Here is an 18891-nt window from a genome sequence, read left to right as displayed (position 1 = left end):
AAGCCTTCCATTCCGAGGAATGAAAGGCTGATAGATCTAAGTAGTAAAAATTAGTTGTCGAAGTTGAATAGCGGAGTCGACAGGTAACGTTCGCCATTGCTCGGAATGACTGCAACAACACGTTTGCCTGCGCCAAGCTCTTTCGCAACTTGAAGCGCTGCGAAGATCGCTGCGCCTGAGGAAATACCGCAAAGAATTCCTTCTTCTTTAGCAGCGCGGCGAGCATATTCAAATGCTTCTTCGTTCTCAACAGTAATAACAGCGTCATATACATCACGGTTCAAAATATCAGGTACAAAGTTAGCGCCGATACCTTGAATTTTGTGAGCGCCTGGCTTGCCGCCCGAAAGGATTGGAGATGCAGCAGGCTCTACTGCTACAATTTTGATGCCTTGGAAGTTTTGCTTAAGCACTTCGCCTGCACCTGTAATTGTGCCGCCAGTACCGATACCAGCCACGAATGCATCCAATTTGCCATCTAGGGAATTAATCGCTTCAACGATTTCAGGTCCAGTCGTTTCACGGTGAACCTTCACGTTTGCTTGGTTTTTGAATTGTTGAGGCAAGAAATAATCAGCGTTCTCAGCAGCAAGCTCTTCCGCTTTGCGCACTGCGCCGTTCATACCCTCGGAGCCTGGTGTCAAAACAAGCTCTGCGCCATAAGCGCGAAGCAGGTTGCGACGCTCAATACTCATTGTTTCAGGCATAACAAGAATAGCCTTATAGCCTTTAGCTGCTGCTACGAGTGCTAGTCCAATTCCAGTATTGCCGCTTGTAGGCTCGATAATCGTATCGCCTGGTTTAATAATTCCTTCTTGCTCAGCAACTTCAACCATACTGATTGCGATACGGTCCTTAACGCTTGCACCTGGGTTTTGGTATTCAAGCTTTACATAAATTTCTGCACTGCCCTCAGGCACGAGACGATTCAAACGAACAAGCGGAGTATCACCGATAAGTTCTAACACGCTTTGCACAATTTTGGCCATGGAAATAACTGCCTCCTTATTCCGACTAATTCAGTTGGTATTTTAACTAATTCAATATTAACAATGTCTTGCATCCGTTGTCAATAGCGAGTTTTCAGTTTACGGCAAACAAGAACAGCTGTGACGCTATTCAGTTTTTATTGCATCGTATTTCACCAGAAGCTCGTCTTCGATTTCCGTTAACGAATCGGCGCGCTCTAATGCCATTTGTTTGTGCACCGCTTCATGCAAACGGCGTCCAGTCATACTTGTTGTTATTTGCCGTTCAATAAGCTGGATAACCGCATACCCGCCGTCAACCTGAATCGGGCCAGCCATTTCGGCAATCTGCAGACGACTGGCTGTATTCAACATTTCACGGTTATAGAAAGGATCATCTTCATCAATTAAGCCTAAGTCACCGCCTGCATCGGCCGTGAAAGAATCAATGGAGTACGTCTTCGCAAGCAGAGCAAAGTCCTCACCCTCTGTGAGCAGCTGCAGCACCGAATTAGCTTCCTTCACGGTATCTGTCAAAATCCACTGTAAATGCAGCTGAACTCGATCTTCAAATTCCTCAGGGTGGTCGGCTATGTAACGACTGACCTCATCATCCGAGATGCTGATGCTGCGAATAACGATTTTCTCCAGCAGCAGACGATACCGCAGGTCCTCGAGCACCTGTTCCTTCGTCATGCCAAGCTGATTCTGCATCACCTCATAGAAGTGATCCTCACTTTCGTAGCCCTCAATTAGCTTGGCCAGCTCGCGGTCCTGCTCTTCCGCTGATATGCTTAGTTCAGAGGCTTCAGCCTCTAATTCAACAACCTTATGCACCATTATCGTTCGCAGAACGGCAGCCCCATGCTGCTTATAGAGCTCTTTCTCCAAATCAGCCAACGTAATGCTCTCTTGTCCTATCTTGGCAATAACTCGCTCGTGGTCCGTTTGCTTCGAGGGGTCAACGATCAATGGCTGGTCTGTTTTCCCCTGATCCAGATCCTCTCCGCTGCCTGCATTCGTTTGAGGACGTCTGTCCTGAAATCGATCATTTCCCGGAAACACCTTAATAACAACGACTACCGTTAGCACCACCATACATACGGCTTGAAGGATGACAACGGCCTTCAGCACCTCGTATTTCTTCATTCCCTATTGCCTCCGATTATTGGATCGGCTTTGGTTTCGCTTGATCAAGCAATCTCTCTAGCTCTGTCCGATCAAAGGTATACGCTTCGTTGCAAAATTGGCAAACGACTTCCGCTTTTCCGTCTTCATCAATAATTTGTTGCATTTCATGCTCACCCAGGCTGAGAAGTGTCTGCTCTACCCGTTCCGAGGAACAGAAGCACTCGAATTTCAATTCCATCGTGTCATGGATTTGAAGATCATCTCCAACGATCCAGCGCAGCAGCTCCTCCGGCGTTTCTCCTTGATCAAGCAGAGCTGTTACAGGCGGCATCGAGCCAACCGCTTGCTCTAATCGTGTAATTTCATCATCCGTAAGTCCTGGCAAGAGCTGGACGATAAAACCGCCTGAATGCATAACCGAATTATCGGTATCAACCAAAACGCCAAGTCCTACTGCGGCAGGCGTCTGCTCCGATACAGCGAAATAATAAGTAAAATCCTCGCCTAGCTCTCCCGACACAATCGGAATGCTGCCTCGGTACGGCTCCTTCATTCCTAAATCCTTCGTAATGTGAACAAAGCCGGTACGTCCAACCGCTCCCGCAACATCAAGCTTTCCATGTGCATTGCTTGGTAAGTGAACCTCGGGGTTTTCTACATAACCGCGCACCTCGCCGTCTGCATTTGCATCCACGACGATTTGACCAAGCGGTCCATCACCCTTCACTTGTATGGTCAGCTTTTCTTGCCCCTTCAGCATTGCACCCATAATAGCTCCGGCTGTCAAAGTACGGCCTAGCGCAGCCGTAGCTGTAGGAAATGTGCCGTGACGCTGCCTTAGTTCCTCAACAAGCTGAGTCGTGCGAGCTGCGAACACTCGAATTTTCCCTTTCCATGCCGTCCCTCGCACCAGCACGTCCTTCAGCTGATCATCCATCATATTCCCTCCTGATTGCGTTCATATATAATTCTCAAACCTTCAAGCGTCAGAAGGGGATCCACCTCTTCTATCGTTTCCGATTCTGCAGCGATTAACTCCGCTAAACCGCCCGTTGCAATAACACGAGGCGTTACGCCGAATTCGTCGCGAATGCGATTGACTATCCCATCTACTTGTCCTGCATATCCAAAAATTATCCCCGCTTGCATCGACGTTACAGGATTGCGGCCAATGACACTCTTTGGCCTCACCAGCTCAATTCTAGGCAGCTTGGCAGCTCGTTGATAGAGCGCCTCCGTAGAAATCCCGATACCAGGCACAATTGCCCCTCCGAGGTAATTGCCGTTTTCATCAATATAGTCAAAAGTCGTGGCTGTTCCGAAATCCACAACGACAAGCGGTATGCCGTACTTAACAATGCCCGCTACTGAATTTACGATACGATCGGCACCCACCTCACGCGGGTTCTCATAGCGTATATTCAAGCCGGTCTTGATGCCCGGCCCAACGATTATCGGAGTTTTGCGAATATATTTGGTGCATAGCTGCTCCAAAGTACGCATTAAAGGAGGTACGACCGATGAAATAATGACACCGTCCATCTGCTCCAGCCTCACACCTGCGTAATGAAACAGATTATGAATCGTGATGCCGTATTCATCTACTGTCGCCGAACGGTTCGTGCTTAGCCGCCAATGATGTAGAAGCTCTTTTCCCTTGTATATGCCAAGCACAATGTTCGTATTCCCGACATCAATGACGAGGATCAAAGCGTTTCCCCACCTTTCTTCTCATTCAAATCCAAACTAATATCAAGCGCGTGGAATGAATAGGTGAGCCCGCCTACAGAAATAACATCTACTCCGCATAAAGCAATACCCTTTACCGTTTCCAATGAAACGCCGCCAGATGCTTCTACAATAACATGCGGTGAAACGGCTTTGATTTTGGCTACCGCTTCCTTCATCATCGGATGCGCCATATTGTCGAGCATAATAATATCTGCTCCGCTAGCAAGCGCTTCGTCTACCTGCGCAAGTGATTCTGTCTCTACCTCGATTTTCATCGTATGCGGAATTTTGCTGCGTGCAGCTTCAACCGCAGCACGAATGCCGCCGGAGCCCTTAATATGATTGTCCTTAATCATAACCGCATCATACAGTCCAAATCGGTGATTAGCTCCTCCGCCGACACGAACCGCATACTTCTCCAGCTTGCGGTGACCAGGCGTTGTTTTGCGCGTATCCACCAGACGGACGGGCAAGCCCTCAATCGCCTCAACAAAAGCCCGGGTTTTTGTAGCAATGCCAGAGAGCCTCTGCATTAAATTAAGCGCAAGGCGCTCGCCAGTAAGCAGACTATGCGTACTGCCCTCTACAGTGGCTAGCACTGTACCTTTGTCCACATATTGGCCGTCCTGTACCTTGGCCTCAAATACAAGCAAAGGATCAACAACCTCAAACACAAGCTGAGCGATAGGCAGTCCGGCTATAATGCCGTTTTCCTTCACATGGATGACAGCCTTTGAGCGTGAAGCTCTCGGGATTGTCGTCTCCGTCGTTATATCTCCACTGCCTATATCCTCTGCCAGCCAGCTCTGGATTAGGTCACGCACCTGCGCATCATATCCACCTGTGGTCCACTCAAACATCTTCTATTCGCTCCTCCGTCAGTCCATATAGACGGTGCATCACCGTATGCTTTCTCCAATTCGCATCGTCACGTGCCGGGAAATCCTCTCGATAATGCGCGCCGCGGCTTTCCTCGCGCGAGAGCGCCGATTCTGCAGTAAGCAGCGCACAGGTAAGTAAATTTGCAAACTCATATTCTTCACGCTCTGTCAAAATCGATTGGAATATCGGCAGCTGCCGCTTTAATTCCTCAAGTCCCTTTTCAAGTCCCTTCGCATCACGACGCAGACCCGCGTATCTCACCATAATTTTTTGCAGCTTAAGCCGTCTTTCGACAACTGCTTGAATCGGAGTGCTGCTTCGCTCTGTTTCATTATTGGAAACAGGACGCGTCGTAATCGCTGAAAGCTCGTTAATTCGCTTAACGATTCTTCTGCCAAACACGATCGCTTCCGAAAGTGAGTTGCTTGCAAGCCGATTTGCTCCATGCACGCCGGTTGAAGAAACCTCGCCGCAGGCAAACAAACGCTTAATATTGGTTTCGCCGTTTAAGTCGGTTTTGACCCCACCCATCATATAATGCATGGCAGGAGCTACCGGAATCCAATCCGAGGTCAAGTCAAGACCATATTTCAAGCAATATTCATATATCGTTGGAAAACGATGCTTCACCATATCCGGCGATTCATGCGTAATATCAATATAGACGAAGGTGGACTTGGTTTCTTCCATCTCGCTAACGATGGCGCGCGCCACAACGTCTCTCGGCGCGAGCTCAAGCTGCTCGTGGTAACGTTCCATGAACCGCTCTCCCTTTATATTGCGAAGATAAGCGCCTTCACCGCGAACAGCCTCTGAGATTAGAAACCTAGGCGCTCCCGGATAACATAACGAGGTTGGATGGAATTGAATAAACTCTACGTCCTGAATATATGCGCCTGCCCGGTAAGCCATCGCAATGCCATCGCCAGTAGCAACCTCAGGATTTGTGGTATAGCGGTAGAGCTGCCCTGCACCGCCGGAGCTTAGTATAACTGCCTTGCCCCGTATAAATAGTCTTTGTCCGCCTGGCTTCTGCACAATAACACCACAGCATTCACCGTCCTGCGTGACAAGATCAATAACAAAATGATCATCCCATACCTCTATCTTGGGGTTAGCAACCGCATTCTCCGAAAGCGCACGAACGATTTCAAAGCCAGTAGCATCTCCATTAGCATGCAAAATTCGCCGCTGACTATGCGCCCCTTCCTTCGTTAACGCAAATTCTCCATTTTCCAGATCGAATTGCGTACCCATTTGAATCAAGCTGCGGACACCTTTAGGCCCTTCATGAACAAGTACATCAACAGCAGCATCCGAGCATAAACCAGCACCTGCCACTAGCGTATCCTGTCTATGATAAACTGGAGAATCCTCATCAGAAATAACCGCGGCGATTCCGCCTTGAGCGTAACGGGTATTGCTATCCATAAGTGATTTCTTAGTAATCATAAGCACAGAATTATGCTCACTTGCCCGTATAGCGGTAAAAAGACCGGCAATGCCGGCCCCGATAACTATGACATCTTTTTCAATCACCGGCAGCTCACTCAGCTGCACATCAACTAAATATCTAGGGATCATTAGGGCTCCTCCAAGCGTAGACGGCAAAAAGCCGACCATTGGCTGCATCGCTTACGTTTCAGAATGAAATATAAGCAGAATGACAAATACAATACACAAACCTTATATTACATACACAGGAGTAGCGCATGCTACTTCACTAGTAGCATGCGCTCTAAGGACAAACGAGCCTGATCCGCAACATGCGGCGGTACATAAATTTGAGGCTGCATCGTTTCTAGACATTTCACGAGCTTCTTCAAGTTATTTACCTTCATGTTGGGACAAACCAAATATTTGGATGCAAAATGAAACGTCTTGCCCGGGCTGTCCAAACGAAGCTGATACCCTGTTCCGTCCTCTGTGCCTACGATAAATTGCTGGCATTCCGATTCTTTGCAATATTTAATGATGGCGGTTGTACTCCCTACAAAATCACCAAGCGCAACGACCTCCGGACGGCATTCTGGATGAACAACAAATTGCGCGTCTGGATACTTGACTCTCATCTCTTCAACGTCTTTAACCGTCAGCATATCATGAGTGTTGCAGTAGCCTTCCCAGATGATCATCTTCTTATCGGTATGCTGCTGCACATAGTGACCGAGGTTTTTGTCTGGAACCCAGATCACCTCGTCACCCTCTACGGAGTTCACTACCTTGACTGCATTCGCTGAAGTACATACGATGTCGGTCTCGGCTTTAATATCAGCAGAGGAGTTGATGTACGTGACGACTTTTGCGTTCGGATGCTTTGCTTTCAGCTGACGCAGTCCGTCAACGTTCACCATGTCTGCCATCGGACAGCCGGCACGCTCATCGGGAATGATAACCGTCTTGTTTGGTGCCAAAATTTTAGCGCTCTCACCCATGAAATGAACGCCGCAGAAAACGATGACATCAGCATCGGTTTGAGCAGCCTTCTGAGCAAGCAAAAAGGAATCTCCACGGAAATCCGCTACCTCTTGAATCTCATCACGTTGATAATAATGTGCCAAAATAATAGCGTTCCGTTCTTTCTTCAACTGTAACAACCGTTCACGCAGCTCACGATTTTGCTCAGCCTTGCGTTCCAGTGCCAGTGCTTCCACAGTAGATCCTCTCCTCTTATGAAGGATGGGGTAATACCCATTCCATTTTGCAGCAAGCTCGACTATGTGAATTGATGCACAAACTCAAAAAGCCGCTTACCTATAGTTTAAACCAACAGGGATAAATTCAATTGATTAAGTTTTAATTTACACGCGGCAGATGCTACTGTCAATGTATTAAAGGCCTTTTTCTCCCAGCAATTAAAAATTAATTATTTTGGACCCACTCTCACACCATTAAACACCATTAATCCCCCTGCACACGCCCTCAAGGTGAAACGGCTGTCGCCGTCCTTTGGCGGCGCTTGCGCGTTTCATTCCAGAAATATAGGCGGAGTAAAAGTGTGAAACTTATACTTTCTTATATTTTAAAACAAAACAGGGCCCCTTTCGCAACCAGAAAGAAACCCTCTTCATTTATAAATATGTTAACGTTTCGCCGGATCGTAAGACTGACCAAGTGCCGACGGAGCACTTGAACGACCGACAGCACCTGCTAATACAATTAGCGTTAGTACATACGGCAGCATGTAGAAAAATTCGACCGGAATTTGCTTTGAAAAATCAAATAGCTGCGCAAAGCTTCTAAGCGCTTGAGCCAGTCCAAAGAACATGGCCGCGCCAACAACGCCTAGTGGATTCCATTTTCCGAATATTAACGCCGCAAGCGCAATAAACCCTTGCCCGGAGATCGTATTGTGAGCGAAGCTGCTCGTCGTCGTCAGCGTAATGGTCGCACCGCCAAGACCTGCGAGCGCACCGCTGAGCAATACGCCGATATAACGATATTTTGCAACACTAATCCCAACCGTGTCTGCCGAGCTGGGATGCTCGCCCACCGCGCGAAGACGCAAGCCAAAGGGGGTACGGAATAAAACAAAATAGCTGATCACTGCAATCGCGAGTACGATATACGTCGTTGGATAGGCAGTGAAAACCGCTTTACCGAGCAATGGAATATCCGATAAGTAAGGTATCTTCCATTTGTGAAACACATTTGCAAGCTGCGGAGTTTGTCCTGAGCCGTGATATAAGCTCTTCGTTAAGTATAACGACAAGCCGAGCGAGAAAATATTAATAACAACACCAACAACCGTCTGATTCGCTCGGAAGGTAATTGTGGAGATGGCATGCAGAAGCGATACGAGTACACCGTAAATAGCCGCTGCCAAAAAACCGATCCACGGCGAAGCATTGCCAAGACCGGCCTCAATCGCATACTCCGTTCCAACTGCTGCGGCGAAGGCTCCGGATACCATCAAGCCCTCGAGCCCAATGTTCACGACACCTGAACGCTCAGAGTACATGCCTCCAAGTGCTGCAAAGATAAGCGCGGTGGAGAATACGAGCGTTGTATTTATAAGCTGCCCTATGACATCTAGTACATTCATTTTACACCGCCTCTTTCCGCTTGCTTGCCCGTTTATTTAGAAAAGGCTTTAAGAACCACTTCACCAATCCATGCGAAGCAACGAAGAAGATGACGGCGCCAATCACGATGCGCACGACCTCAGGAGGAACGCCTGCCCCAAAGCTCATTCCAGCCGAACCGTAGCTCAAGCCTCCGAACAGGATAGCTCCGAGCAACACGCCAATTGGCGTGTTGCCTCCAAGCAGCGCTACAGCAATACCATCAAAGCCGTAGCCCGGTGAAGCAGCCATAATCGTCTGATTCCCGAATACGCCCAGCACCTCAAATACACCGCCTAGACCGGCGAATACACCGCTTATAAACATCGATTTGACCATCGTGGCATTTACATTCATCCCTGCATACAAAGCGGCATCTGGATTATACCCAACCGCGCGCAGCTCGTAGCCTTGTTTTGTTCTCCATAGCACAATATAGAACAGCACAATACAAACGAGCGCTATAATCGTACCCCAGTGCATACGCGCATTGTCTGTCAGCTTAATCAGCCAGTCGATTTTCACCATCGCTGTATCGGCAATAGGCATCGACTTTTGCTGTCCCTTCTGAATAAGGAACTTGGCTACAATAAAGTTGGCCAAAAACAACGCAATCCAGTTCAACATAATAGAGGAAATAACTTCATTCACACCGCGCTTCGCTTTCAAATAACCGGCAATCCCAGCCCATATGCCGCCAAATACAGCACCTGTAATAATAGCAAGCGGCGCGTGGATATACCAAGGAAGATCCAGCAGCACACCTATGATCGTCGCACCAGTCATCCCCATTACGAATTGTCCCTCTACACCGATATTGAATAATCCGGTACGGAAAGCAAAAGAAACCGCCAATCCAGTGAAAATCAAAGGGGTAATGGCTCGAATAGCCTCCCCGATGTTATAAGGAGAACTAAACAGCCTATCCAGCAAAGACGTATACGCCAAAATTGGATTATAGCCTCCTGCGAGCATAGCAATCGCACCTACGAGCAGGCCAAGAATTATGGCTACACAAGGAATTAGGATAGACGATTTATTGAATATCCTTTTTAAATTTTCCATATCCGCTATCCCCTCTTCCTTGATGCAGCTGCTGCAGACCTGTCGCCAGCCATCATGAGACCAAGCTGCTGGTCATCCCTATGCTCAGCATCCACCTCACCCATCAGCTTGCCTTCATACATGACAGCAATTCGATCAGACAAGGCATAAAGCTCATCGAGCTCAAAGGACACAAGTAGAACCGCCTTACCTTCGTTTCTGGCTTGTATCAACCTCTTATGTACATATTCAATAGCGCCGATATCTAGCCCCCGCGTCGGTTGAACAGCAATAAGCAAATCAGGGTCCTTATGCAGCTCACGTGCAATAATCGCTTTTTGCTGATTACCGCCCGACAATGCGCGTGCATGCGTATGAATGCCTGACGATCGGACATCAAATTCATTGACTAGCTTGTCAGCCAGATTATCCATTGCGCTATAGTCAATAAACAGCGACCGTCCAAACTCCGGTTCAAAATAAGTATTCAAAATCATATTCTCGCTCACTGAAAAATCGAGCACCAAGCCATGCTTATGCCGATCCTCCGGAATATGGCCCACACCAGCGACTGATATTTGCCTTGGCGATTGGTTCGTTATATCTCGGCTATTCAGCTTAACATTGCCGCTATCAACCTTGCGCATCCCCGTGATCGCATATACGAGCTCACTTTGTCCGTTGCCGTCAACACCAGCTATGCCGACGATCTCTCCGGCTCGAATGTTAAAATCAATACCGTTTAATGCATTTCTTCCTTGCCCACCCTTCATCTGCAGAGCATTAACAGACAAAATAACATCACCAAGCTCACGCTTTGTCTTAGTTGCTTCGAAATTCACATCTCTGCCTACCATAAGCTCGGCCAATTGTTTTTCATTCGTTTCATCAGTGGCGACTGTCTTAATGACTTTGCCACGCCGAATAACGGTTACGGAATCTGCAAGCGCCATAACTTCTTTCAATTTATGCGTAATAATAATAATCGACTTGCCTTCCGCCGCCAGACTACGAATAATCTCAATAAGCTCTTCGATTTCCTGTACCGTCAAAACAGCTGTTGGCTCATCAAAAATAACGATCTCCGCGCCGCGATACAACGTCTTCAAAATCTCCACACGCTGCTGGGTACCTACCGTTATATCTTTAACCCGCGACTGCGGATCTACTTTCAGACCATAGCGTTCGGATATTTCCCTAACCTTCTCGTTTGCGAGCTTATAATCGATTTGCATGCCTTTAATGGGCTCATTGCCAAGCACAATATTTTCGGTTACCGTAAATGGCTGCACCAGCTTAAAGTGCTGATGCACCATTCCAATGCCTAAATCGATAGCCTTCGACGCGCCTTCGATGACGGTTTGCTCGCCATTAATCCATATCTCGCCCTCATCAGGCTGATATAAACCGAACAATATGTTCATGAGCGTCGACTTCCCTGCCCCATTCTCACCAAGCAGCGCATGAATTTCGCCTTTCTTCAATTCTAAATCGATCGAATCATTGGCTACCAATCCAGGAAACCGCTTTGTAATCCCCTTTAAATGCACAGCCGTCAGGCTCCGGTCCATGCCACATCACCTCCCCGTTTTTTACGCTACGAGTATATGAAACACCAACTTGGTTACCAATGGATGCAGAAAACTATGCAGTAGGCACCTTAATTTCGCCGCTAATAATTTTTTCTTTGTATTTGGCTACTTCTGCAAGTACATCTTCCGGAAGGTTTTTAGTCGTTTCAGGCAATCCTACTGCATCATCCTTCAAGCCGAGCTTTTGTATTTTGCCGCCAGCAAACGTACCAGCAATGACATCTTTAGATATTTTATGAACGGCCGCCTCTACGCCCTTCATCATCGAAGTAAGCGTCACCTCATCACCATACTCGAGCGACTGATCTTTATCTACGCCAATAACCCAAACGTCATCGCCTGCAGATTTGCGGGCTATCGCTTCATTGAATACACCGTTGCCCGTTGCACCTGCAGCGTGAAAAATAATATCGACACCAGCATCATACATCGTTGCTGCAGACAATTTACCAAGATCAGGCTTGCCGAAATCACCCGCATAGTCAATCTTTACTGTTGCATCTGGTTTAACCGCCGCTACACCAGCTTTAAAGCCAACCTCGAAATTTTTGATAACGGGAATTTCCATTCCGCCTACAAAGCCAATTTTGTTTGTTTTGGTCATCAGGCCAGCAACGACACCAACCAAGAATGAACCTTCATTCTCAGCGAATACAATCGAAGCAACATTCGGGACCTCAATAACGCTGTCTATAACAGCTAGCTTAGCATTCGGGTTCTCAGCAGCCACTTTAGCAAGTGCGTCATTGAACAAGAAACCAATACCCCAAGTAAGATCGTAGCCCTCTTTAACGAAGCTGTTCAGGTTCGGCTCCAAATCTGCCTCGCCTTTGCTTTCCAAGAACTTCGTGTCTGCACTTGTCTCAGCTGTTACTCTTTGCAGAGCTTCCCAAGCGCTTTCGTTAAAAGATTTATCATGTACGCCGCCAACGTCAGTAACCATTCCAATTTTAATGCCTTTACCCGTTTCATCAGATACTACTTTCGTACCACCGTTTGTAGCTGAACCACCCTCATTATTTTTCTTCGCTCCGCAAGCTGACAACACCAGCGTCAATGCAATCATCATAACGAGCATAAAGCTAAATGTTTTTTTCATGTGTTCATTCTCCCTTGCTCCATTTTAGCGAAAGATGTACAGCCCCTCTCGTCTTCTTATTCTTCCTATTTCTAGCCGCGATTATTTCATTATCGTTACATGAAATTAAACACGAACGATTGATATATGACATATGTATTGTTACTGACAAAAAAAATAGGCCGTCCCACTACTCATAACAAGTAGCAGGACGACCTATTAGCCGTTAAAAGAAAATCTATTCGTTCTTATCCGGATCTTCGGAATCTTGGCGTTTCTCAAGACTAGGCGCTTTAATTTCATCCTGTTCCCGAGTTTGTATGCGAACCTTAACATCTCCAATAGTCTCAACTACTGGTTCTGTAGTAGGTTCAACTACAGCTGTGGATTCCTCAGAAGTGGTTGGTCCGCCTTCTAAAGTGCCTGTTTCAACCAACCGTTTGATTTGCTCCATTTCAAGCGTTTCCTCATTAAGCAGCGTTTGAGCAATCAAATGCATTTCCTTGCTCTTCTCTGTCAATAGGTTCTTCGCTCGTTCGTAGCAATCATTCGTGATGGCTTGCATTTCTTGATCGATCTCATAAGCAATCGCATCAGAGTAATTTTGTTCGTGACCGATATCACGACCAAGGAATACCTGGCTTTGCGAGCTGCTGCCAAACTGCATTGGTCCAAGCTTGTCGCTCATACCATATTCCATAATCATAGCGCGCACGATGCTCGTTGCTTGTTTAAAGTCACTGTATGCGCCTGTGCCGATTTCGCCGATAAACAGCTCTTCCGCTACACGCCCAGCAAGCAAGCCTGTAATTTTATCAAGAAGTTCCGGCTTGGTTACAAGCATACGGTCTTCCTTCGGAAGCATAATGACGTATCCGCCAGCACGACCACGAGGAATAATTGTTACCTTGTGCACCATATCAGCATGCTCAAGGAAGAATCCTGCAATCGTATGCCCTGCTTCATGATAGGCAACAATCCGCTTCTCACGATCACTAACGACACGGCTCTTCTTCTCCGTACCGACAATAATACGATCAATCGCATCATCAACCTCAACCATAGCGATATCCTTTTTATTGCGGCGAGCTGCAAGAAGCGCTGCTTCATTAAGTAAATTTTCTAGATCAGCACCACTGAAACCAGTAGTGCGTCTAGCGATCACTTCAAGCTTAACATCCTTAGCCAGCGGCTTATTGCGTGCATGCACTTTAAGCACAGCTTCACGGCCTTTCACATCTGGACGGTCAACCGTAATTTGACGGTCAAAGCGGCCTGGACGCAGTAATGCCGGATCGAGAATATCTGGACGGTTCGTTGCAGCAATAATGATAATACCTTCGTTAGCGCCAAAGCCATCCATTTCAACGAGCAATTGGTTGAGTGTTTGCTCACGCTCATCGTGCCCGCCGCCAAGACCGGCGCCGCGCTGACGACCTACCGCATCAATCTCATCGATAAAAATAATACATGGTGCATTTTTCTTAGCATTCTCAAACAAATCACGCACACGGGATGCGCCGACACCGACAAACATCTCTACGAAATCAGAGCCTGAAATACTAAAGAATGGTACGCCTGCCTCACCTGCTACTGCACGGGCTAGCAAGGTTTTACCTGTACCTGGAGGACCAACAAGCAATACGCCCTTCGGTATGCGTGCGCCTACCAGGTTGAATTTGCGCGGATCCTTCAAGAAGTCAACGACCTCAATGAGCTCTTGCTTCTCCTCGTCTGCTCCAGCGACATCTTCAAATGTAATACGTTTTTTCTCATTATCATAAAGCCGCGCTTTGCTCTTGCCAAAGTTCATCACTTTGCCGCCGCCGCCCTGAGCTTGATTCATCAAGAAGAAGAACAAGACAAAAATAATAATGAACGGAATAATGGAAGTCAGGAATGTTAGCCAAATGCTTGGCTGCTTCATTTCCTGATTCTCTAAGGCGAATCCATACTGCTTCGACCATTCTTGAATCTTAGCCTCAGCGCTGACGCCGGTCCTCGATACGAATTGATCATTTTCTGCGTCTGCAGGCTTCACTTTATATTTACCGGAAACAAAATAAGATTGGTTCTCATACCTAACACTTAACTCTTTAACATTTCCCGATTCAATAGCTGTAACGAGCTCGTCGTAACGCAATCCCACGGTTGTGTTGTTTTGGCTGCTGATAAATTGAAAAATCCCAACGGTCACCAAAAATATAATTAAATAAAAACCAGTATTACGGATGATCCGATTCATCCCCAACCTCCTCTCAGGCACTTAAAATATTTTACCATAGCATGACTTTCCATAACAATAGAGGTATACGGAGAAGGGCATGTACGGGTGAATCGCTATTATTTTTCATACACTTGCGGTTTCAAAATACCAACATAAGGAAGGTTGCGATATTTTTCCGCAAAATCTAATCCATAGCCTACAATAAACTCGTCCGGTAGTGTAAAGCCCTTATAATCAGCCTCAAGCTCAACCGTACGGCGAGCCGGCTTATCAAATAGGGTAACCACTGTAACAGACTTGGAATTACGACGCTCTAAAACATCGATTAAATAGCTGAGTGTCAAGCCGCTGTCAATAATATCCTCAACAATCAGAACCTCGCGACCCTCAACGGAAACATCAAGATCTTTGATGATTTTAACGACGCCTGATGACTTCGTGGACTGACCATAGCTGGATACAGCCATAAAATCAAGCTCAAGCGGCACCGTTATTTCCTTCACAAGGTCTGCCATAAAAATAAAAGCACCCTTTAGAACGCAAATAACGAGCGGATTGCGTCCGCTAAAATCCACACTCAGCTTTGCACCGAGCTCCTTGACCTTCTCACTAATCTGCTGTGCATCGTACAATACTTCTTTAATATCGTTTTGCAAAGTGAAAATCCCCCTACGCCTTAACTATGTTTATGAGTGTACCAGTGCTTCTTATTCGTTTTCTGCCCGTATGAACAACACGTCTTTTGTATGTAATTCCGTAAGCGCAAAATTGGATCTGCGAATACCTGGAATCCACAGCAATCTCCCTGTTGCATCGAATAGTAATGGATATAGCTCTCGCTTTAGCGGGGCGATTTTCTCATCAACGAACATATCTTGCACTTTTTTCGAACCATTTAATCCTAAAACATGAATTCTGTCGCCCGGCCGTCGATTTCGAACGATGAGCGGATATGATAACTTTGAAACATCGAAGCAGGCTTCATATCGCGAAGCAGGCTTACGGCTATCTTGTGAGGCTAAATAGTCGAATTGGAACGACCATCCGCTTTGCTCCACGGTTAGGCTAGCAGTATCCAGGCCCGCCTCGAGCGCATAGTCACTCATATCGTGTATCGTAGGGTGCGATATTCGAAGCCACCGCATCAAACCGTATTCACGAGCACAGAGGATTCCAGCACCAGCATCCATTCGCCATGTTGCAGGCGCTTGAGTAGAAGCAGCCAGTCGCATCGTCTCAATCTGTTCGAAGGATATGTTTTCCGTCTCCTTAGATAGATAACTTAATATTAGTTTAATCAATCTCCTTTGTAAAGCGACGTGGAGACCGAGCAAATCGACACAGCTAATCTCGCATTCATCGGGGGATAATTTAACGAGCTGTGCGAATAACGCTTCGGTTTGCTTCTCCATCCACTCGTCCTCCGCCCCCGCAACCTCAGCAAGCCGCTGAAGCGATTGAGACAATTGCGGATTATGGCGGGATAAATACGGTAAAATATCTAGCCGAATAATATTTCGGAAATAATAGCGTTCATTGTTACTGCTATCCGTGCAGTAAGGGATCTGATGCTCTTGGCAGTAACGCAGAAGGTCTGACTTGTTCATACGAAGCAGCGGTCTAATAAGTTCCACGTTTTTTTCTCTTCTTTTACTAAGAATTCCGGCGAGGCCAGTTAATCCGGTTCCACGGATCACACGCATCAGAACCGTCTCTGCTTGATCGTCCGCATGATGGGCGAGAGCAATTTTTGAAGCCCCGTGCTTTGCAGCAACATCATGCAAAAAAGCGTACCGTCTCACGCGGGACGCAGCCTGCCCCTTCATGCGCGTCTCCTCTATATAAGACGGCATATCAAGACAAGTAGTCTCACATATCACTCCGAGCTGCTTCGCAAAGGCTTGTACGACGAGCAGCTCATGCGCAGACTCCTCTATTCGAAAGCCGTGGTTCGCATGAGCCGCTATAATAGATAGACCGCTTTCCTTAGCAATTACAGAGAGCATATGCAGCAGAGCCATGGAATCAGGTCCGCCGGAAACCGCCACAACAATACGATCTCCACTGGACCACAGTCCGCGCTCCGCTGCCATTTTCTCTAACTCATTCGGCAGATTCATATGTATTTCCTCACCTTCATTTACTGCCGCTAGCTGCTGCTACAGCACATTGCGGAGCAGCCAGTAAACGGATGTTCCAAGCAGCACTGCAGTTCCAGCAGCAAGTCCCTTGAGCCACCCTGGCGTTTTAGAGTGTCTTCGTGTATCTCTTCTATGCATCAATATGCGCCATGCCGCTGAAGCCTCTCCAGCGTCTGCATAATGGCCCGCAAACACCTTGCGAAGCCAGCCAGCAATCGGTTTTAACGCCTGACTCGATTCCGCAATTTGAATAAGCTCCCCTGCAGAACGATTTTGCGGCAGCAGCTCTACCGTCAATGCATGAAGCCGCTTTGCTTCATGCAGCTGTATGCAAAGCACGCCAAATGAAAATAGATCGTACCTTGGATCAGCAGACCGAGAGCCGCCGTTCCAGTAGCCCCGATCATATATTTCTGTAAATTGGCGAATTCCTTTACCTATCGCGGTCACACCGCCGTAATCGACCAGCTCCACATGACCATAATCTGCGACGAGCACATTCTCCACCTTCAGATCCCCGAATACCCAGCCCGACTGATGAAGCTTTGACAGCTTGCCGAGCAGATTAAGCCCCACGAGCGGAAACCACTCCATACCCTGCTGCCTCAAAAAATCAGACAGCGTTGCCCCGAGCACATAACGCATAATATAAAAAGGATACTCCTTTCCATCAGGCCCGTACAAATCATCCACGTCGAATAGGAAAGAATCATGTCCCTGCTGCTTCTGCTTAGCGATCGACTGCAATACATTAATTTCCGACTGCAGGTCAATAGCATCCAGACCAAGCTTCAAAGCATACCAATTGCGATCGCGCTGTACGAGATATACTTTACCGTTTGCGCCCTCTCCAAGCAACCTCTCTACCCGATAACGCCCTTGCTTCCACTTTCCGGTTACCACCATGCCGCGGCGGAGATCAACCTTAAACGACGTAGCCACTCATCATCCCATCCGTTTCATCTCTGCTCTGTCTACCATAATTGCCTTGGCGATAAAAATCAATCACATGCATAATCGCTGGACCTGTAGGCGTTGTCCCCCCCATTTGCAACCTAGGAAATATCCCGTTCACGCCATTCAAATGATCCGTCCAGCCTAAATCCATAATGCAATCATCTCCATGTCTGGAGCCTGGAAAGTGAAAAACAGAAATTTCACTTTTCCCTTGCCTAGCCTGCAGGCTCAGCATAAGATCGCGTATGGCCTCCTCAACCGCCGCCAGCTTAGGCTTCATGCTCGCGCTTGCATCAATAAGAAGGGCCACCTGAAGACTAGAGCTCTCTCCCAGCTCATCTATCACACGTACGACCTCTCCTCGCTTCTCTGGGGGCAGTGCTTCAATGGAATCATTGCCCAGCACATGCTTTAGCTCCTTCTGTACTGCCAGCTGAATGGTCTGCACCACTGTCTTGCGCGTCATCATCTGCACCGTCTGCGAGAGCTGACGCGTATTCACCATTCTGCTCAGCCCTCCGCCCGCACGTGCGATCTCATCAATTTCCGCCGCACCCAGCTCGCCCACATCGCCATGATCGAGTACACCCACCACATTAACCGAAATGCCGTCCGAATAGGCATGCGCAGCCGCCACCACCGGACTAAGCCCTACATTGGAGCAACCATCCGTAATTAATAATATTTGTTTCATTATGCATTACCCCTCTCAAGCGTTTATGTAACAAACACAGCCTCATAAGCTTAGGCCGCTGCTAAGCCTTTCTATTAGCTTTGCCTTTTTTGAGAGGGTTAAACCGCTAGACTATTAAAAAATTGATATTCGTCCTTATCAAAAACCCGCATCCTTGTTCATTTTTATAAAAATCGTCGTTCTCTATATTATTTATCGGTTCTCTTTCGAAGTTAGATGAACGAGGCTTGGAGCACAGATTCACCCCCTGCTTATTTGGTTATAAATGATTAGCAGCTCCGTTTGCCTGCTCACCAGCACAAAAAGCCCCTTGCCTGCCAGCTTCTAAACAGCTTTTAGACCAAAGGGCTTCACCATGCCAAGGTGAAACGGCTGTCGCCGT

General features: G+C 47.3%; 16 protein-coding genes. All 16 read right to left on the bottom strand.

Annotation, left to right across the window (positions count from 1 at the left end):
- Window positions 1-50 precede the first annotated feature (50 nt).
- The gene (gene cysK, locus MHI37_RS00370) at window positions 51-989 is read right to left on the bottom strand and encodes a cysteine synthase A (RefSeq protein ID WP_076338542.1); all 939 of its coding nucleotides are present in this window, start codon (window positions 987-989) and stop codon (window positions 51-53) included.
- 126 nt (window positions 990-1115) lie between these two features.
- Window positions 1116-2117 (bottom strand): peptidylprolyl isomerase, encoded by a 1002-nt coding sequence (locus MHI37_RS00365; protein ID WP_076338541.1) that lies wholly within the window; start codon window positions 2115-2117, stop codon window positions 1116-1118.
- A 16-nt stretch (window positions 2118-2133) separates the two neighbouring features.
- The gene (gene hslO / locus MHI37_RS00360) at window positions 2134-3036 is read right to left on the bottom strand and encodes an Hsp33 family molecular chaperone HslO (protein ID WP_076338540.1); all 903 of its coding nucleotides are present in this window, start codon (window positions 3034-3036) and stop codon (window positions 2134-2136) included.
- Entirely contained in the window at window positions 3036-3809 is a 774-nt protein-coding gene (locus MHI37_RS00355; protein WP_076338539.1) for a type III pantothenate kinase, read from the bottom strand. The genes hslO and MHI37_RS00355 overlap by 1 nt, the downstream gene beginning before the upstream one ends.
- A complete protein-coding gene (gene nadC / locus MHI37_RS00350; protein ID WP_076338538.1) occupies window positions 3806-4690 on the bottom strand; it encodes a carboxylating nicotinate-nucleotide diphosphorylase in 885 nt (294 codons plus the stop codon). The genes MHI37_RS00355 and nadC overlap by 4 nt, the downstream gene beginning before the upstream one ends.
- Entirely contained in the window at window positions 4683-6296 is a 1614-nt protein-coding gene (nadB, locus tag MHI37_RS00345) for an L-aspartate oxidase (protein WP_076338537.1), read from the bottom strand. The genes nadC and nadB overlap by 8 nt, the downstream gene beginning before the upstream one ends.
- A gap of 131 nt (window positions 6297-6427) precedes the next feature.
- The gene (gene nadA / locus MHI37_RS00340; RefSeq protein WP_076338536.1) at window positions 6428-7366 is read right to left on the bottom strand and encodes a quinolinate synthase NadA; all 939 of its coding nucleotides are present in this window, start codon (window positions 7364-7366) and stop codon (window positions 6428-6430) included.
- 428 nt (window positions 7367-7794) lie between these two features.
- Entirely contained in the window at window positions 7795-8757 is a 963-nt protein-coding gene (locus MHI37_RS00335) for an ABC transporter permease (protein WP_076338535.1), read from the bottom strand.
- Window position 8758: 1 nt separating this feature from the next.
- On the bottom strand, window positions 8759-9841 hold the full coding sequence (locus MHI37_RS00330) for an ABC transporter permease (protein WP_076338534.1): 1083 nt from the start codon (window positions 9839-9841) through the stop codon (window positions 8759-8761).
- 5 nt (window positions 9842-9846) lie between these two features.
- Window positions 9847-11391 (bottom strand): ABC transporter ATP-binding protein, encoded by a 1545-nt coding sequence (locus MHI37_RS00325; protein WP_076338533.1) that lies wholly within the window; start codon window positions 11389-11391, stop codon window positions 9847-9849.
- 73 nt (window positions 11392-11464) lie between these two features.
- Window positions 11465-12511, bottom strand: coding sequence for a BMP family protein (locus tag MHI37_RS00320; RefSeq protein WP_076338532.1), 1047 nt, complete (start codon window positions 12509-12511; stop codon window positions 11465-11467).
- A gap of 217 nt (window positions 12512-12728) precedes the next feature.
- Window positions 12729-14735: an ATP-dependent zinc metalloprotease FtsH gene (gene ftsH, locus MHI37_RS00315; protein WP_076338531.1), complete on the bottom strand. Its 2007-nt coding sequence runs from the start codon at window positions 14733-14735 to the stop codon at window positions 12729-12731.
- 98 nt (window positions 14736-14833) lie between these two features.
- Entirely contained in the window at window positions 14834-15373 is a 540-nt protein-coding gene (gene hpt, locus MHI37_RS00310) for a hypoxanthine phosphoribosyltransferase (protein ID WP_076338530.1), read from the bottom strand.
- A 51-nt stretch (window positions 15374-15424) separates the two neighbouring features.
- Window positions 15425-16837 (bottom strand): tRNA lysidine(34) synthetase TilS, encoded by a 1413-nt coding sequence (gene tilS, locus MHI37_RS00305; protein ID WP_076338529.1) that lies wholly within the window; start codon window positions 16835-16837, stop codon window positions 15425-15427.
- A gap of 39 nt (window positions 16838-16876) precedes the next feature.
- Window positions 16877-17800, bottom strand: coding sequence for a serine/threonine protein kinase (locus tag MHI37_RS00300; protein ID WP_076338528.1), 924 nt, complete (start codon window positions 17798-17800; stop codon window positions 16877-16879).
- Complete coding sequence (locus tag MHI37_RS00295) at window positions 17784-18509, bottom strand: VWA domain-containing protein (protein WP_076338527.1); 726 nt, start codon at window positions 18507-18509, stop codon at window positions 17784-17786. Before MHI37_RS00295 ends, MHI37_RS00300 begins: the two co-directional genes overlap by 17 nt.
- Window positions 18510-18891 lie beyond the last annotated feature (382 nt).

This window comes from Paenibacillus sp. FSL H8-0548, from assembly GCF_038630985.1.
GTDB lineage: Bacteria > Bacillota > Bacilli > Paenibacillales > Paenibacillaceae > Pristimantibacillus.
The sequence above is the reverse complement of the archived record's forward strand: the minus strand, read 5'-3'. Positions and strand labels throughout refer to the sequence as shown.

Excerpts from the sequence above, each read along its gene's own strand:
- cysK (WP_076338542.1), bottom strand. The coding sequence starts at position 989 with ATGGCCAAAATTGTGCAAAGCGTGTTAGAACTTATCGGTGATACTCCG.
- MHI37_RS00365 (WP_076338541.1), bottom strand. The coding sequence starts at position 2,117 with ATGAAGAAATACGAGGTGCTGAAGGCCGTTGTCATCCTTCAAGCCGTA.
- hslO (WP_076338540.1), bottom strand. The coding sequence starts at position 3,036 with ATGGATGATCAGCTGAAGGACGTGCTGGTGCGAGGGACGGCATGGAAA.
- nadC (WP_076338538.1), bottom strand. The coding sequence starts at position 4,690 with ATGTTTGAGTGGACCACAGGTGGATATGATGCGCAGGTGCGTGACCTA.
- nadB (WP_076338537.1), bottom strand. The coding sequence starts at position 6,296 with ATGATCCCTAGATATTTAGTTGATGTGCAGCTGAGTGAGCTGCCGGTG.
- MHI37_RS00335 (WP_076338535.1), bottom strand. The coding sequence starts at position 8,757 with ATGAATGTACTAGATGTCATAGGGCAGCTTATAAATACAACGCTCGTA.
- MHI37_RS00330 (WP_076338534.1), bottom strand. The coding sequence starts at position 9,841 with ATGGAAAATTTAAAAAGGATATTCAATAAATCGTCTATCCTAATTCCT.
- MHI37_RS00325 (WP_076338533.1), bottom strand. The coding sequence starts at position 11,391 with ATGGACCGGAGCCTGACGGCTGTGCATTTAAAGGGGATTACAAAGCGG.
- MHI37_RS00320 (WP_076338532.1), bottom strand. The coding sequence starts at position 12,511 with ATGAAAAAAACATTTAGCTTTATGCTCGTTATGATGATTGCATTGACG.
- ftsH (WP_076338531.1), bottom strand. The coding sequence starts at position 14,735 with ATGAATCGGATCATCCGTAATACTGGTTTTTATTTAATTATATTTTTG.
- tilS (WP_076338529.1), bottom strand. The coding sequence starts at position 16,837 with ATGAATCTGCCGAATGAGTTAGAGAAAATGGCAGCGGAGCGCGGACTG.
- MHI37_RS00295 (WP_076338527.1), bottom strand. The coding sequence starts at position 18,509 with ATGAAACAAATATTATTAATTACGGATGGTTGCTCCAATGTAGGGCTT.